This is a genomic window from Ornithinibacillus contaminans, from assembly GCF_001038425.2.
Lineage (GTDB): Bacteria > Bacillota > Bacilli > Bacillales > Amphibacillaceae > Ornithinibacillus > Ornithinibacillus contaminans.
Genome location: NZ_LDPV02000003.1, coordinates 1 through 16,702, shown reverse-complemented (window position 1 = coordinate 16,702; position 16,702 = coordinate 1). Strand labels below are relative to the sequence as shown.

Genomic DNA, 16,702 nt, shown 5'->3' with positions numbered 1-16,702 from the left:
TGGATAGGCTACACTAAGTTGGACAGATAAAATAAGGGCTTGTAAACTTAGACTATAACTTAAGGGAGCGTGACTACGATGACACGTCAACGTCGAACTTTTACACCCGAATTTAAACTGCAATTAGTGAAGCTTTATGAAAATGGTAAATCGCGTGCAGATATTGCGAGAGAGTATGATATCACGCCTTCTGCGTTAGATCGCTGGATTAAAAATCATCAAGAAACAGGTTCATTTGCCGCTAAAGATAACCGTTCTGCAGAAGAGAATGAACTAGCTCGGTTACGTAAGGAAAATCAACGTCTCATGATGGAAAATGATATTTTAAAGCAAGCAGCGCTGATCATGGGACGAAAATAGATGTGATTCGAAATAACGCTCACATCTATTCGGTATCAGCAATGTGTGACGTCCTCCAGATTCCCAAAAGTACGTATTACTATCATGCCAATTTACACAGCCAACGTGTGTTTAAAATGGAAGATGAAGAGATTTCCCAAGAGGTCTCCCGAATTTTTAAAGAAAGCCGGAACAATTATGGCACGCGCAAAATTAAGAAAGAATTAAGTAGATTACCAAAGCCAAAACACGTATCACGTCGTCGGATTGGCCGATTAATGAATGAACTCGGGCTTGTGTCAAACTATACCGTGGCACAGTACAAGCCTCATAAAACATCATGTAATGAAGCGTTGATAAAAAATGAATTACAGCGTCAATTTGAACAAGACAAGCCGTTGGCTGTCATCGTCAGTGATTTAACTTACGTCCGCGTTGGGACAAAATGGCATTACGTATGCTTATTTGTGGATCTTTTTAACCGTGAAATCATTGGCCGTAGTGCTGGTGCTAATAAAAATGCAGAGCTGGTCTATCAGGCTTTATCGAGCATTAAAGGCAACTTGAACGACGTTCAAATGTTTCATACAGATCGAGGTAAAGAATTTGATAATAAGCTTATTACAGAAGCACTTGAAACATTTGGCATCCAAAGATCGCTGAGCATGAAGGGATGTCCTTATGATAATGCAGTGGCTGAAGCGATGTTTAAGGTATTCAAAACAGAATTCGCTAACAATGCTCATTTCTCTTCTCTTGAACAGCTCGCTATTGAACTGGATGATTATGTTCATTGGTTTAATAACATTCGAATTCACGGAACTTTAGACTATTTAACACCAATCGAATTTAAACAGCAGCCCCTATAATTTTTGTCCAATTTAGTGTTGACATACCAACCCAAGTTAAACTTTTGAAGTGAGAGATTCTTAAACGGATAGGGCAAAAAATTTGGTTGATTATATTAATATATTAGCTCGTTTTTTTGCCCGACTATATAAGAATTCGATTACTTTAAGTTCCATCACAACTGGTTAAACACTCTAAAACGTATAGTCAGATATATTCATTGATATTGGAGTCTACTATAAAGCATCAAATTTAGAAAGGGTGCTTATAGTGAAATCAACTAATCAATATAACTACGTTAAAGAAGAGAACGCTATCTTAGTACATCCATACCAAAGAGGATTCGATTCTAAAGAAGAAGCTATGCAACATATAGAAAGGGTTTCATCTTACTTAGAAACGGTGAATGTATGGAATACAACTAAACTAAATTCAGTGAAGGAAAAAGCGTTCATTCAATTGTTAGAGAGCGGTACTCCTCATCGTTTAGGTAGCTGTCTTGAATCTAAAATGTCCCCAAGAGATGTCCAGGATTATCGGACAAATATTTTTTGTTTTGACATAGATGACTTGGAACATTTACCAGAAAGAGCTTTACGTAAGGCAATTGCTCTATTACATCAGTACTTCCACTATGTGCAAGAAAGTTTTTCAAGTGGTAGAAAGTTATCTCAAAAGCGGTTTCATTGCTATTTGGTTGTCACAACCCTACAAGTAGATTATGAGGTACTTGCTTTGATTTATAAGAGACTAAGAGATGATTTAAGTGCTAAAATTGGGCTTCAATTTGATGAAAGTATGTATCCATTAAAAAACATCTTTGCCTCTGGGAAAAAAGTAAAAGTTAACAAGACACTAAAAATATTTGATCTAAAGCCATATTTAGATTCTTATATGGAAGATAAAATCAGGTTAAATAAAAAAGAAGGGAGAGAAGTTGAGGACCGTGATGTTGTAAATTATATTGTTGACGAAGGATTCAATAAAAGGTTAACGACAACTAGAGTTAGCTTTAATGAATTGTTACAAGCTCTTAAATCAGAAAAAATGCCTTTTATTGCCGATTACAAAGAATGGATTCGTTATTTGATGGCATTCAATGACATGGAAAGAGAAGGACTAATCACAACAGATCAAAAAAGTGAACTAGCTGAAGCAATAGATGATGGAAACCAAGGATATTTAAAGGAATTCGAAAAAGTAAAAAGGTATGACGAGGTGACAATTGGGTCCCTAATATATAGATTACAACTATTTGGGATTCCAACCAATCATATCTTTACTCTTTCAGAAAGTTACGAATTAAGAACAGATATATCGCTAGACATTCAAGGTAAAATAACTGAAAATCCTGATGTATATCGAAAGATTGTGGAAACCATTTCGAATACAAAAAATAGAGGCAAACGTATCCTCCTTTATAGCGAAACAGGAACAGGGAAAAGTACAGCGATTCTAAAAGTCCTAGAAGATATTACAAACCTCCAAATTGATTTCAATCCCACTGAAGGCTTCTCCATTTTATCCATTCCACGAAGAAATCTTATCAATAATCTACGAAATAAGTTCGAGAAGATCAGAAAGTCTAGCACTATTACAGGAAGTGACAAATATGCTTCAGGTGAAAGAAAAAAGGCAATTCAAGACTCAAGAAACATTTTGACAACCCTGGACCATAATCCTTATGTTTCACAGTTTAAATTAGGGGATAATAATGTAATCCAAGATGGCTCTGTTACTGCAGTTACCGAGATGGATTATATACCAAATTTAATGGTTCTTGATGAATGCCATATGCTCTCCAGTGATGCAACCTTTAAGGAAGAAACGATTCGAGAATACTGTATTGCTGAAACAGCTTTGTTAAATGCCGGTGGCATTTCCCTTCATATCACTGGCACCCCCGAAAACCTCCGTTCTGAAGACTATGATCTGATCATTAAAATCAATCAGTTAGATAGAGTTAATCCATTTAAAAACGCAGGATATTTAATGTTAGATGGTACTACTAAACAGGTTGAGAAGAAAATGCTTGAGGTCATTAAAATGGCTGCAATAAAAAACAAAGAAAGAAGACTATTGGTATTCATTGAACGGAAGGAAACAATCTCTGATTTCAGTATTGAACTGAACAAATTGGGGATTCGGACAATGGAGGTAGTATCCAAGAAAGAAGAGCTGAAATCAAAAGAAGAAATATCAGTTGTGAGCAATGGGTTAATCCCAAATAACATACAAGTTATATTGGCTACTACTTCCCTTTCAGCAGGTGTTTCCATTGAAAACAACCACGAAGTTGATGAAGTATGGGTATTTTGCTCAAATAGGTCGTTAAATCATGAAATGACAAGGATAGCTCAAATGTCACATCGTTTTCGAAACACTTATCATGCTTTAAAACTCTTTATTCAAAAGGGAAAACAACAGGAAAAGAAAAAGTTTTTTCTTTATCAAACATACTTGAATGAAGAGATCAAGAAAGCTGAAGACTTTAAAAAGGCGATTAGATTAATGAGGGATAATAAGTTGGGGGGACGGGTTACTCTTGATGAGTTAGAAATGCAAAATGGGCTTTTTGCGGATGATGAGGGGAATTTACATGTTTGCACACCCCTTATTCAAAGTGAAATTGTCCTTAACAAGACCTACTATAACTTCAACAATCCCCATGAATTAATTCGTGAGCTACAGAAGAAGTTCCAATGTGAATTTGTTGAGATGCAGGTTAATGGGGCAATAGAGATTGAAGAAGTTTATGAATCGAATAAGTTCAAAAAGAATGAAACATCGAAGGAAATTCTGAAGAAAATTGTTAGTGATGAGTTACTTTACAAACAGTTAAAGAGCGAATATTTCCTTCGTGGGAAGAGTGAATTTTCAAGATTATTGAAGGGAGTAAAGAAATCTACGATTAGTGACTTAACTTATTTTTTCAAGAAAGATTGTGACTTTACCTTTGTACGACAAGTTATGAAAGCTCATTTGAATACGACAAAAGATGAGACTCTTTCATATCGACGGGATTTAGGGTCCTTAAAAGAATTGAACAAGATTTTAAACTCTGATAGAAATTCTCTTTCCTTAAAGATGTATAATGAGATTACCAGATACATCACACTATCAGGAAAAACAAAAAATCCTATTGAATTTAGCAGAGTTAAGGATATTGAACCCTACTTGAAGGCTGTAGCAACTGAAGTATTAAAGGATAAAGGGTACGATTCTGACTTAAAAAAAGTAGAGTCATTCAAAAAACTATTGTGGATTAAGAAGGGGAAGACAGGCGGTAATTGGATATACACTATTGAAGGGTTTGTTGATGAAAACAAGATTAAGGAAAAGTACGGAATAGACATGATCATATAAAGCTATAGTAGAAGGTGTTGTGTTATGCAGCATCTTCTTTTTTATTTTACCTTATATATCCATTGGCAACCCAAGTGAAAGTTTTAGTAGATGTCAAGATGGTCAGAAATTTTGCCCATCGTACCAGAAGAATATTATATGTTTGTACAAGTGGATTTTCTTTGCTTGATGAAATTTTAATCCCTAATCTAAAAATAGAGTACATATTACTATTTCTTAAAAGTGCTTTTAGGTTAAAGCAAATGGAAAGATATATGGCAGGAGGATCATATCCTACCATTGTTGAAAGTGAATTGAAAAAAGTTAGAATACTATTTCCACCAATCCATATTCAAGAAAAAATAATAGAGGAAAATTCTTTACTAAAAAATAGACTTGAAAATGAACGTAATTTATTTGAAGAAAAAGTAGATAAATTAAACAAGAAAATTAATGAAATTTTTTTAGGCTAATATTAATTAGAGCCTTTATAATATAAGAACATGGAAAAGGACCAGAATTATTTGGCCCTTTTTGTTTGGTGTGAAGTTTAGAATAAATCCATGATTACTTCTTTATCAGCTTCGTCTACAATCTCAGTAACCTTTTTAGGATCCATTCCTTTCATGATGTGTCCATCTTCTTTTATCCTCTTTATTACATACTCAAACATCCTATCAAACTCCGAATTTCCCCCAGTCTTCATGTCACTTCGAATAAGTTCCCTGACATATGCACTGAAGTTTTGGTGTTCTCTCTTCTTCTCAACAAACTGAAGTAATTCTTTGTCGTTGGGTAAGAAGCTAATAGTATACTTCAAGTTAGGCATTTTTAACCTCTAGGATTTTGAGGAATGATAGACAATTGGAGTACTGAGGACTCTCCATGATGAGTGCATTTGGAAACTCTTGTTTGATGTACCTTCTAAGTGTAATCGCTCCTCCACCGACAAAATGAATGTTCGACATGTTGAAGGTATATCCACGGGACTTAGCAAATTGAATGATTTGCTGAAGATGTTCTAACTTCATTTCCTCTATAATTACCATGCTATCTTCATAAATTTCTCCATTACTGGCGAAGTAACCTCTTCGTATCACCTGTTCCAAATCATCTGATGAAACAGTCATTCCATATCGTTCGTTAATGACCTGTCCTATTTTTCCTTTTAAAACATTTATACCTAGGTCAGATACAACCATGGTGTTGATTAGAGGTTGAATGCCCTTAAAGGTACAGTATGTCGTGTTAAGTCCTCCAATATCAACCACAATGGTATTTTTGTTTTTGTATTCGTCTGTCTTAGCGTAAATTTCTCCCATACCTTCAAATGCTAGAGTAACATCAGACAATTCGAGGGAAAAAGCCTTTCCATTGACCATCAAATGAATAGCATGTCTTCTTTTTTCAACCATCTCTTTGAACTTCTCCTTTTGAATGGAATCCTTATAGGTTGTAATAGGAACATTCACAGCTAAGCAAATGTTTACATTAGCAGTGGTTTTTGCTTTTTGGATAAGTTGAGCAATAGCTGTGTAGATAGCTAATTGGTGAATTCGAGAGGATTTGTTTAGGGAGAAGTCAGAGTAGTTCTCCGAAACCATGTCGCCTATAAGATATTCAATTCCATAGTATTCTACATGATAGGAGTTTGGTTGAATATCTACGCCAAGTCTTGATACTTGTTGCATTTTAGTCCGAAACGTTATCGAGTAGGTATTCCCCTGATATTTTCCGATGGCCTTGGTACTATATTTACCGCAGTCAACTGCAATCATAAATCTTTCTTTCATCTTAAACCACTTCCTTTTCTTCTAGTAGATTTACTTATACTATGCAGTTCTTTCATAAAAATAAGAAAAAATCATATAAGTAATGTTCAAGCTGGTATGATATTTTCATATAAATAGGAAAGAGGGAAAAATAGGAATAAATATGAACAGGGGGTAGAACATAGGAATTTTGCACTATAAGAAATCTCGATGTAAGATGATAAATACACCAAGCAACAACAACCTCTAATTCCTTCTATTTCTATTATTCTACCTATCGTCCGTAAACTCTCATAAGGATTGACTTTCCAGAGAAATGAAAAATTGTAATCAAGATTCATTAGCTTTGGTAGAACATGGTCGAACCGAAAAAACTATTTAGGGCAGTGAAAAGATTATAGAATGGAGTTATCAGTGAGAAAAACAATAATTTATCCCGGATAAGGAGCTAAAAAGATGAAATCTAACTACAAATCTATGAATAAACAAACTACTCAAATGAAAAGAGAAGAAATGACTCTAAAGGAAAAAATGAATGACCTTACAATTCAATCACGAAATAAGTTCGAGTATGTACCAATCACTATGCAAGTAAATCCACATTTGAATAATAAAGAAGTGGAGTATTTTGTGGAAAATGATGAAATAGTTTTGGGATGCCTTCTTTATGACTCGAATCTATATAGTAAGCAAGATGTTGATTGGGGAAGAAGTAGACAAATCTTTATATCGAAAGAAGGTAATTTCCTATACATTGACACAATAAAGAAAGCCTATTTTTGCCAAAAGTGTAACAAAGAACATCACAGGTTAAATCGTCGCTTCTCCGATAAAAAGTATTTTAATTTAAGAGAAATGCTTGTCGTGTTCAACACAATTTCTCGGAAACTGAATCAAGAACCTCTATTCAAAGATGACCCACCAATATTAAGCGAGTAACCTCAAATACCCCAGACACTACACTTTTCCCGACCACATTACAGATCTTGAGTTAACAGTTAAAACTATTAGACCAACCTCGAACATCATTTATTTCATAACACAGGTATTCAGGTCTATAATAAATTAACAATTGAAAGGAGGTGAAAAGATGAATGAGACTATAGCAAGAACACAAATGGAGTACAGAGAATTTAGGGAATTGACCTGTTTCAGTATTTTCGATATTGAAAAGATGTTGATTCATTTAGCTGATGAAGGAAAGATATGGATGATTCATGGAATGAAAGATCTTACTGAATCCGAGGCAATCCTCATTTCTCACTACTTGAATGAAAAACGAGAACTACAAGTTTATGATTGTTGAGTCCACAATGATTCCCCGAATACCCCCACAATAAAAAAACTACTGAACTAAAAAGTGAATTCCAATACCAACAAAAAATTAAATCTAGGAGAGATGAAATTATGAAAACAAAAACAGATTTACCTGATTTCAGAGAACAAGAAGTATATAAGAGAGCACTAAGGTTTAGGAGAGACATTTATGCAATAGTCAAGAACTTCCCGGAAATAGAGAAGTATAATTTATCTGATCAAATGCGTAGGGCATCTGCAAGTGTACCTGCTAATTTCAGCGAAGGCTATAGCAATCACTATTATGGAAAGGAACGTGATCGATTGAACACAGCACTTGGTAGTATTGCTGAATGCCAATCTTTCCTAGATATGGCGAAAATGGAAAGTTACATCACTCAGGTGCAATACCGTCAATTAGATGATGATGCGGAGATCATTTTCGGAATGCTACTAGGAATGATTAAGGAAATTGACAAAATCCTGGATCAAGATGACAAAGAAGAGGAGGAGTAGTCATGACGATTGAAATTGATAGATTTCGAAAGTTAAACCTATATAAGCAAGCACTAAGGTTCACCCATCTTGTTTTAGAATGGACAGTTCAAAATCAGGCTGATATTGGTTTGAATGAGTGTATTCGAATCCATAAAATGGTAATGAAAATTCCAAGTAACATTGTAAAAGCGGCTGTCGAGATCAACGTGAAAAACAAATATAAAAAGCTCAATCATGGAAAAGAGGCTCTTCAAAATGTGGTGCCAGTATTGAAACAGCATGGAATAGATGACAATGAACTTTCTGTTGAACTTATGAAGTTGTTTAATGGGTATTTCGGGTTCTTGAATAGAAAGAAAAATGCTGGTAGAGGGTAAAGGATTTCTCCCTTTACCCTTCCTCTTTTTTAATCTGTAAGACGAAGTGGAAATTAATGAAAAGCTGACTAAAATAGTTATGTATAGAGATTTTTTTATCTTGATTTATGTCTTAGAGGTCTTATCCGTATAGATTTGGTGAAAACTTGCTACATAACTTAGAGTTATATTGACATATTACTTGTCCAGTCAGGCAGAATTTAAAAGCAAATAATGCCTTAAAAGTGTTAAGACATTAGATTCAAAGTAATTGTTATTGATAGTAAGGATTATTCATATCTTGTAATAAACGGTTGATTACGTAGAAGGAGGTCAAATATGGGGTTAGTAGAGGAATTGTATGAGAAGAAGAAAATCTTTAATGAATTGTTCGGCTCCCTTGCAATTGCTATTGAGGGAAAAGATGGGGATTTGTATGTAATAATAGTGAAGAGTGAAGTTTATGTTGTGGAGGAAAAAGTAGAAGCTGCTATTACTTTACTCGAAGGAGAGATTAATGAGAGGATTGAAAAAGTTTTTAGAATCCCCATTCCACCACAAGATATTTCTTTTAAATGTAATCACCTGATACTAAGCGTTAATGCAGTTGACCTTTTATTTACGGATAATTGGAACTCCGTATATCCTGATTTATTGTTGGAATCTGTAGAGCAAAATTTTGGTTTAATAGAAGTTGTAAATGAAAATAATAAACCAGTTGACCACAATATTAGATACAAAGGTATTTACTATTGTTAATAATAGAAAAATGGCTACACCACTTAGTAATAGTCATTTTTATTTATACTATTTACGCCAAATTATTTAATCAGGTGTGTAACAAATCTATGCCTATATAGACAGGAAATTAGGTTTACACATCAGGTCTTAGACTGGACAAGTGAGAATCTGGATGAAATCGGTTGGGAAGAGTGCGTTCGGATTCGAAAGATGCGGTAGTGATTCCAAAAAGCATAGCAAAATCCTCAGTAGAAATCAATGTAAAAAGCAAATATAAGAAGCTCAATCATGGAAAAGAGGCACTTCAAAATGTGGTGCCAGTGTTGAAACACTATGGAATGAACGATAATGAACTATCTGTTGAGGTACTGAAGTGTTTAATGGGTACTTCGGGTTCTTGAATAGAAAGAAGAGTGCTGGTAGGGGATAAAGGAGAATTCCTTTATCCCACACTTTAATGTTCTGGGGTATTAACCGTCCAGACTAATCCAGAAAGAAAATCTAATATCCTTTGTTTTTCGTTTAATGTTAACTTTTTACTATTGAAAGTAACTTCCTTTTTTAGCACTTCCCTAAGTTCTATAGTATCTTCTGATTTTGAATGTACAATCTTCTTTGGTTCTAAGATTGAAGATATATCTGATTCTCCAGAGGTAGGGCTTATACCAAAATACCTAGTAAGGTCTGCTGCCTCTTCATAAGGTCTGGTTTTGATATTGATAAATCCATATTTAAAAATGGTTCCAATTGATTCCTTGTTTATTTTCGTTTCAATGTAGAGATAGTTAGCAATATTTAAGTCAGTTTTATTGTAGATTCTTCTATTGAAAGAGTCTCTATGAACGAAGTGGATTTTTTCTTTTTCCATTCTCTTAAACCAATTGTCTACTGTATTCATATGTAAAGATAAAGTTTCAATTTGATATTGATTTTTTAAATCCCTAGAAATCTTCTCAAAAAGATCAGATATATACCAAACTCTGATAGCATCCGACATATTAACTCCTCCTTTTTTTTAGCGAAAGTAAGTACAGTACTCCACTTACTGATAGTTTTCAATAAAAAATAGTATAGGAGTCTTACATTACTATAATATATATACCTTTAAATTTGCAAGAAAATATATTTAATATTCTGACCATTTACTATAGGAAATAGAAATACTAATTACATAAGAGGTGGTAAAAAATGCTTAATCAATATATCTCAGAACTATAGGATTGGGGATAGATAGCAAGTCTGTTCCAAAAATCTTATTTACACTTTTGGAAATGAGAATATGGATTGGACAGATTCTGAGATGGTTTATAATAAACTTTGAAGAACAATTACTTTGTTAAGAATTATTAGCAGAGATTAAATAAGGAGGGGTCTAATTGGAGAATAATAAAGGGCTTGAAAAAATGTACAATAGTTACGTTGACCTTAATAAGGTGATTATTGACCAACAGGCAATAGCTGTAGTTCCTGGGAAAAAAGTTGGACGACTTCCAATAAGCGATCTTGATATAGAAGAAGATTACATATTTTTTTGTTTGACAAAGTTTACAAAAACAATGATTTCAATACAGAATCTTATTAAAAACGACTTGTATGAAGATGCACTAATACTTACGAGAAGTAATTATGAATGTCTAATACATGCAAAAGCAATAGTTGAAAATAATAATATGATAACCCACCTAGTGGAATATAAATTCGGATTGCTTAATGAAAAAAGATATAAATTCACAAAGAATAATAACGGAAGGATTAATAGAAGCAGGATTGCAGACATAGATAATCCAAATGAGGAGTTTAATTACATACATAGCATAAGCAGTATTGCAAATCAAGCAAATGAAAGAGTTTCTTATGAACATATTTACTCTTATTTTTGTGATATAACTCATTGTAACTTTATCACATCAGCTTATTATAGGGACGGAGTTAATTATTCATACGAAATGGTCAATGACTTGGCACTATATAATGTTTTATTATGGAATGTGTATTTTTCTATCAAATTTTATATTACTCTTATAGATGCTGAAATATTTGAGATAGAAGAATTAGAGGAAAGAGTTTTAGATGTATTATTATCCGATCCAATCAAACTTTTAAAGGTATTTGAAGATGAAGAAAAGAAGGTAATTCAAGATATAAATAAATTAACTGATGAAAATGCTATAAAGAGTTTACAGGATTACCTCCATAAAATAAAAATTATAAAAGGAAGTTTATAATTTCATTTACTTTACTAAAACCAGGAGAGTAAACAAAGGAATGCCGTAATATCAGTATTCTTGTTTTTGAATATTTATTACAGATTAGCGAATCTTACACAATCTTACTTTAGAATTGATTGTGTAAGATTCATTTATTAGTTATCTTTTTTCCTTAACCATAGTTAGTATGATAATTTTTCAAGTCATTATTTTCTTCTGCAATCTTTCAATTCTTTTTTCAAATTCAGACGTATCCATTCCTTGAGTGTTATAATAGGCAATAGCTTTTTCTGAGATACTAATCGCATAATCATATTCTTTTCTTTTTTCGTAAATTATTGCTAACCGATTAAAGGCTGGGATTCTGCCTTGAAACTTCTCTTCTTTAATTCTTAGTATTTCTTTATCCAAATCCTCTTTCGAATAAACTGCATTAAGTTGTTTATGACGTTCTATTTCTTGCTTAACATAGACTTTATTTAATTTATCGAGTATTTCAATATCCTCATAACAATATCTGACGCATGCTTCTAGGTACTCCGGATTCAATTCCCTATATTTATAATAAAAGTCCTGAAGTTGAATATAAACGAAATGTTTTGCAATTGGATCATTATAATTATTTTTTAATTCCTTCAATAATTCACTTTCCTTATGAGCATCGAACTTTAGTTTTTTGGGGGGCTTTTTTGTATCTTTTTTCGTTAATACAACATTGTTCTTTCTCATTTCTGCTAATTGCTTTTTAACAGATTCATGTGTATTAACAAGCAAATCATTCATAACCTTTTTCAATTCGATCGATGAAATCATATCTGGAACTTTAACAACTTCGTCAATCAATGACATATTTGCAAAAAGTCTCATTTCTGTCTGAGGAAGTGTTTGGATCATAGGAGTAATATCTTTGAGAATTATATTTTTAGTTTTATATTTTCCGAAGATCAATCTTTCCATGGTTTGTTCAAATAAGTCTGGATATCCTTTTATATAATTGGTGTTAGTGAAACCGAATGTTTTTGCAAGCCTTATAATATCTTTTGCTTGCAAGGGTACGTCAAAACTATGCATTGCAAATAAATATAGATTATCTGAAAAAACTCTTTTATAGTCTTTATTTAAAGATTCTATGAAAACTTGCATCATATCAGCTCGCTGATGAAGTAAACATGATAGGACAATTGCATTTCCAGAATAAGATTGGAACGAACTATTTTTGTGAACCTCTCTTAACTTAATAACTATTTTAATAGCATTTTCAAAATCATGCCTGAATAAATGCCGTTCTAGTCCATAGTATAGAATGAATACATAACTTATATCCTTTTGGGGCTGATAAGGATTTGAGAGAAGTTGCCAATATTTGTATTTTTGTTCAGGACGTAGACTTTTGTAATTAGGATAGTAAGGTGGTGGAGGTACTTCTTCTGAACTTAGAGGTTCTTTTATCTCTTGTTGCATATCAATAAGACTAGGTTCTTCTCCACCACTAAACGAAAGTGTGACAACAATGCCACCAAATTTATAGGTTTCCTTTTTGCCTTTATCAGGAACAAAATTCCTTTTCGGCCCATTTTCAATCCAGATTAAATCTTTTAAATCAGAATGAATAGAGAAATAATCAGTGGGCTGCCTCAATTGATTAGATTTCATAGGAACTAATCTGTTTCCATTTGACTCTCTTATTTTTGGCTTTTTGTTCTTCTTAAAGATATCAAATAATCCCATCTATAAAACACCTTTCTATTAAAATATAAATTATAAATGTTGTATTTATCTTAACATAATACACTAGGCTAAATTGTAAATTAAGTAAAAGAACATATTTTGCCTTCAGGCTCTTGAGGTTTCTTCATTCACCGGATAGAATGTTTTTGTAAGGTTGTACAGGAGGTGAAACATTGAAAGTAGTTCAGCCAATAAGGGACTTGAAACAGCTAGAAGCTGTAAAAGGATATTTACGTGGGAAAAATAAAAGGGATTATTTACTCTTTATGGTAGGAATATCATCAGCTTTAAGAATAAGTGATATTTTAACACTAAAAGTAAAACATGTTTGGAATGGCAAGAAAGTTAATGAATCTATAGAAATTAATGAAAAGAAAACTGGAAAATACAAAAGGTTCCCTATAACAAAGAACCTTACAAAAGCTATTAATGAATACATGAAAGAGTATTCCAATAAAAATCAGGATGATTATCTTTTTACAAGTAGAAAGGGAATAAATCAACCGATTTCAAGACAATATGCAGCATCTATGCTAAATACCGCCTGTGACATGGTGGGGATTAATGAAAGGTTTTCTACACATGGAATGAGAAAAACTTGGGGCTACTGGGCATTTCAAAAAGGTATATCGCTCGATTATATATGTATAGCTCTTAATCATAGTTCCGTTGCAGAGACAAAAAGATACCTTGGTATATTACAAGCGGATCTCGACAACCTGTACCTAGAGGTGAATTTATAAAAGTGTGTAAACTTAATTTAATAGGAAATAAAGTATTTGACTATTGATAATCAGCTCAAAAAAAAAGAGCTTGATTGCCAATAGTCATTTTTATTTTCAAAATATAGGAGGGAATATGTGGGTGCAAAAAATTGGTCAAAGGAAAAACTTAAAAGGTATCTAAAAGAAGGAAGAGGTCAAGGAGTTGGAAAAGATTATCTGCCTTGGAACTACACGTACAATTACAGTTCCAAAGGTAGGGTTTCGAGAATCTATGGGCTAAAAACAAATCGTGTACATCATCTTCATTCTGACAATCAATATAGGGCTTTTCTATTATTCGAATTTAATTCTAGTGTTATTGATATTAGAGAATCTTTTCCGCTGTTAGATGTTGATGAGGTAATTGATGATAAAGAGGATTTACGGTTTGATAAGTTCTTGGATAAGGAGACTAAAGAACCTTATGTGTTGGCCACAAATTTCCTATTGACTGTAAAAGACGCTAATGGAGAAGAAAAGGATATAGCAAGGGCCGTAAAAAATACATCAGAACTTAAAAGGAAAATAACATTTGAAAAGCTAGAAATTGAAAGAAGATATTGGCAGCATAAGGGAATTGATTGGAAGGTAATTACTGAGAAACAGCTTCCTAGACAGTTAGGAAAAAATATTGAATGGATAAGAGAGACGCTGCTGGTGGGTAGTGAGGGGGAGTTGGATAAAGATGAACGTTCTGTAGCGATGATGAGATTTATCTTGGAAAATGATGATCTTCCCTTAAAAGAGGTGCTGAAGATATTTGACAAAAAGGAAGGATTACAGAAAGGATCGGGCCTGTTTCTCTTTCGCTATTTGATAGCAAAGAAAGAGTTAGCTATCGATCTCACAAAAAGGATAGATTTAGAGTCAAAAGTTAATAATTTACTGCTTTAAGGTGGTTGATTTTGTTGGAACTGAAGGAGAACTTGTTACTACAGTATCATGATGGAAGAACAATTAGGATTGTTTATTATGAACGACTTTCTTCTATCGTATATGCAATCGATATGAATCAAGTTAGATGGCCATTTCTGATTAGAGAAGATGAATTATTTTCTGATTATCAAAAAGAAAAAATAAGTGTTTTAGAAAGTGACCCTTATATGCGTTATTTTGTGGAAGAAGAACTTAGTGATGCAGAAAAGGAGAGAAGAAATCAAGCGTGGGAAATAGTTAATTTTTTACTTAAACAAGTTGATTCAGCATCCCTTATTTTTAAATCAAAATACAGGAATCTTGCAATTAAGGAAGCTATTCAACTGTATAAAGTTAGTTACAACACTGTAAAGAACTATCTTATACGTTATTGGAAAGGTGGTATGATTCGTAACAGCCTTCTTTCTAATTTTCACTTATGTGGTGCTCCTGGAATAGAAAAGGGGGTAAGTAAGAAAAAGAGAGGTAGACCTAAACAATCAGTATTAAATAAAGGGATAAATATTGATGATAAAATAAAAAAATACTTCAAGACAGGCTTGAATCGTTATTACTACAATGGAAGGCAGAACTCATTAAAAGTAACATATGAGCTAATATTAAAAGATTTTTTTACAGAAACAAAGGTTGATATTGGTATGTCAACACTAAATTGGACAAAAATTATAGGGGCTGCTGTTTAAATTCGATTGGTGTTAAATAGTCTAAAGTTCCGTGAATTCGAATGTTATTAAACCAATGAACATAATCATCCAGTTCAATAGCGAGCTGTTCAAGAGAAGAGAAATGAGCATTGTTAGCGAATTCTGTTTTGAATACCTTAAACATCGCTTCAGCCACTGCATTATCATAAGGACATCCCTTCATGCTCAGCGATCTTTGGATGCCAAATGTTTCAAGTGCTTCTGTAATAAGCTTATTATCAAATTCTTTACCTCGATCTGTATGAAACATTTGAACGTCGTTCAAGTTGCCTTTAATGCTCGATAAAGCCTGATAGACCAGCTCTGCATTTTTATTAGCACCAGCACTACGGCCAATGATTTCACGGTTAAAAAGATCCACAAATAAGCATACGTAATGCCATTTTGTCCCAACGCGGACGTAAGTTAAATCACTGACGATGACAGCCAACGGCTTGTCTTGTTCAAATTGACGCTGTAATTCATTTTTTATCAACGCTTCATTACATGATGTTTTATGAGGCTTGTACTGTGCCACGGTATAGTTTGACACAAGCCCGAGTTCATTCATTAATCGGCCAATCCGACGACGTGATACGTGTTTTGGCTTTGGTAATCTACTTAATTCTTTCTTAATTTTGCGCGTGCCATAATTGTTCCGGCTTTCTTTAAAAATTCGGGAGACCTCTTGGGAAATCTCTTCATCTTCCATTTTAAACACACGTTGGCTGTGTAAATTGGCATGATAGTAATACGTACTTTTGGGAATCTGGAGGACGTCACACATTGCTGATACCGAATAGATGTGAGCGTTATTTCGAATCACATCTATTTTCGTCCCATGATCAGCGCTGCTTGCTTTAAAATATCATTTTCCATCATGAGACGTTGATTTTCCTTACGTAACCGAGCTAGTTCATTCTCTTCTGCAGAACGGTTATCTTTAGCGGCAAATGAACCTGTTTCTTGATGATTTTTAATCCAGCGATCTAACGCAGAAGGCGTGATATCATACTCTCTCGCAATATCTGCACGCGATTTACCATTTTCATAAAGCTTCACTAATTGCAGTTTAAATTCGGGTGTAAAAGTTCGACGTTGACGTGTCATCGTAGTCACGCTCCCTTAAGTTATAGTCTAAGTTTACAAGCCCTTATTTTATCTGTCCAACTTAGTGTAGCCTATCCA

General features: G+C 33.5%; 18 protein-coding genes. 13 read left to right on the top strand and 5 right to left on the bottom strand.

Translation table 11 applies throughout. From position 1 onward, the window contains the following. The first annotated feature begins 78 nt into the window (after positions 1-78). The 3 genes from JF53_RS00405 (at position 79) to JF53_RS00395 (ending at position 5,006) form a co-directional block, all read left to right on the top strand. A protein-coding gene (locus JF53_RS00405; protein ID WP_157052428.1) for an IS3 family transposase occupies positions 79-1,208 on the top strand; the annotation gives its coding sequence in 2 pieces (ribosomal slippage) (positions 79-325 and positions 325-1,208; 1,131 coding nt in all). Between the two features lie 250 nt (positions 1,209-1,458). Next, positions 1,459-4,554 (top strand): DEAD/DEAH box helicase family protein, encoded by a 3,096-nt coding sequence (locus JF53_RS00400; RefSeq protein WP_047979730.1) that lies wholly within the window; start codon positions 1,459-1,461, stop codon positions 4,552-4,554. 98 nt (positions 4,555-4,652) lie between these two features. Beyond that, positions 4,653-5,006 carry a restriction endonuclease subunit S gene (locus tag JF53_RS00395; protein WP_157052434.1) on the top strand — a complete coding sequence of 118 codons (354 nt, stop codon included), beginning with the start codon at positions 4,653-4,655 and terminating at the stop codon, positions 5,004-5,006. A 77-nt stretch (positions 5,007-5,083) separates the two neighbouring features. On the opposite strand, the gene JF53_RS00390 is transcribed toward JF53_RS00395, so the two are convergent. Both JF53_RS00390 and JF53_RS00385 read right to left on the bottom strand, forming a co-directional pair. Beyond that, positions 5,084-5,362: a hypothetical protein gene (locus JF53_RS00390; RefSeq protein WP_047979728.1), complete on the bottom strand. Its 279-nt coding sequence runs from the start codon at positions 5,360-5,362 to the stop codon at positions 5,084-5,086. Then, positions 5,355-6,326: a ParM/StbA family protein gene (locus tag JF53_RS00385; RefSeq protein WP_047979727.1), complete on the bottom strand. Its 972-nt coding sequence runs from the start codon at positions 6,324-6,326 to the stop codon at positions 5,355-5,357. The genes JF53_RS00390 and JF53_RS00385 overlap by 8 nt, the downstream gene beginning before the upstream one ends. A 435-nt stretch (positions 6,327-6,761) precedes the next feature. Here JF53_RS00385 and JF53_RS00380 point away from each other — a divergent pair, with 435 nt between their 5' ends. From JF53_RS00380 to JF53_RS00355, 6 genes are all read left to right on the top strand, one after another. Then, positions 6,762-7,244: a hypothetical protein gene (locus JF53_RS00380; protein ID WP_047979726.1), complete on the top strand. Its 483-nt coding sequence runs from the start codon at positions 6,762-6,764 to the stop codon at positions 7,242-7,244. A 151-nt stretch (positions 7,245-7,395) separates the two neighbouring features. After that, a complete protein-coding gene (locus tag JF53_RS00375; protein WP_047979725.1) occupies positions 7,396-7,611 on the top strand; it encodes a hypothetical protein in 216 nt (71 codons plus the stop codon). Between the two features lie 101 nt (positions 7,612-7,712). Beyond that, a complete protein-coding gene (locus JF53_RS00370) occupies positions 7,713-8,117 on the top strand; it encodes a four helix bundle protein (RefSeq protein WP_047979724.1) in 405 nt (134 codons plus the stop codon). Between the two features lie 2 nt (positions 8,118-8,119). Beyond that, entirely contained in the window at positions 8,120-8,476 is a 357-nt protein-coding gene (locus JF53_RS00365) for a hypothetical protein (protein ID WP_047979723.1), read from the top strand. 318 nt (positions 8,477-8,794) lie between these two features. Next, complete coding sequence (locus JF53_RS00360; protein WP_047979722.1) at positions 8,795-9,214, top strand: hypothetical protein; 420 nt, start codon at positions 8,795-8,797, stop codon at positions 9,212-9,214. Positions 9,215-9,378: 164 nt separating this feature from the next. Further along, positions 9,379-9,597 carry a hypothetical protein gene (locus tag JF53_RS00355; protein WP_047979721.1) on the top strand — a complete coding sequence of 73 codons (219 nt, stop codon included), beginning with the start codon at positions 9,379-9,381 and terminating at the stop codon, positions 9,595-9,597. Positions 9,598-9,650: 53 nt separating this feature from the next. Here the strand turns inward: JF53_RS00355 and JF53_RS00350 are convergent, their stop codons facing one another. Continuing rightward, entirely contained in the window at positions 9,651-10,193 is a 543-nt protein-coding gene (locus JF53_RS00350) for a hypothetical protein (RefSeq protein WP_047979720.1), read from the bottom strand. A gap of 379 nt (positions 10,194-10,572) precedes the next feature. On the opposite strand from JF53_RS00350, the gene JF53_RS00345 reads away from it, so the two are divergent. Then, positions 10,573-11,421 carry a DUF5677 domain-containing protein gene (locus JF53_RS00345; RefSeq protein WP_047979719.1) on the top strand — a complete coding sequence of 283 codons (849 nt, stop codon included), beginning with the start codon at positions 10,573-10,575 and terminating at the stop codon, positions 11,419-11,421. A 180-nt stretch (positions 11,422-11,601) separates the two neighbouring features. On the opposite strand, the gene JF53_RS00340 is transcribed toward JF53_RS00345, so the two are convergent. Further along, complete coding sequence (locus JF53_RS00340) at positions 11,602-13,131, bottom strand: TerB N-terminal domain-containing protein (RefSeq protein ID WP_047979718.1); 1,530 nt, start codon at positions 13,129-13,131, stop codon at positions 11,602-11,604. Between the two features lie 173 nt (positions 13,132-13,304). Between JF53_RS00340 and JF53_RS00335 the strand changes: the two genes are divergently transcribed. From JF53_RS00335 to JF53_RS00325, 3 genes are all read left to right on the top strand, one after another. Further along, positions 13,305-13,874, top strand: coding sequence for a site-specific integrase (locus tag JF53_RS00335; RefSeq protein WP_047979717.1), 570 nt, complete (start codon positions 13,305-13,307; stop codon positions 13,872-13,874). Positions 13,875-13,991: 117 nt separating this feature from the next. Further along, the gene (locus tag JF53_RS00330; RefSeq protein ID WP_047979716.1) at positions 13,992-14,789 is read left to right on the top strand and encodes a heteromeric transposase endonuclease subunit TnsA; all 798 of its coding nucleotides are present in this window, start codon (positions 13,992-13,994) and stop codon (positions 14,787-14,789) included. An 11-nt stretch (positions 14,790-14,800) separates the two neighbouring features. Then, positions 14,801-15,514, top strand: a complete 714-nt coding sequence (locus JF53_RS00325) for a hypothetical protein (protein WP_157052433.1) — start codon at positions 14,801-14,803, stop codon at positions 15,512-15,514. Here JF53_RS00325 and JF53_RS00320 read toward each other — a convergent pair. After that, positions 15,495-16,624 (bottom strand): IS3 family transposase gene (locus JF53_RS00320; protein ID WP_157052428.1). Its coding sequence is split into 2 segments (ribosomal slippage): positions 15,495-16,378 and positions 16,378-16,624, totalling 1,131 coding nucleotides; the frame shifts between segments, so codons are not numbered across the junction. The two genes, JF53_RS00325 and JF53_RS00320, sit on opposite strands and share 20 nt — an antisense overlap. Positions 16,625-16,702: the final 78 nt, after the last annotated feature.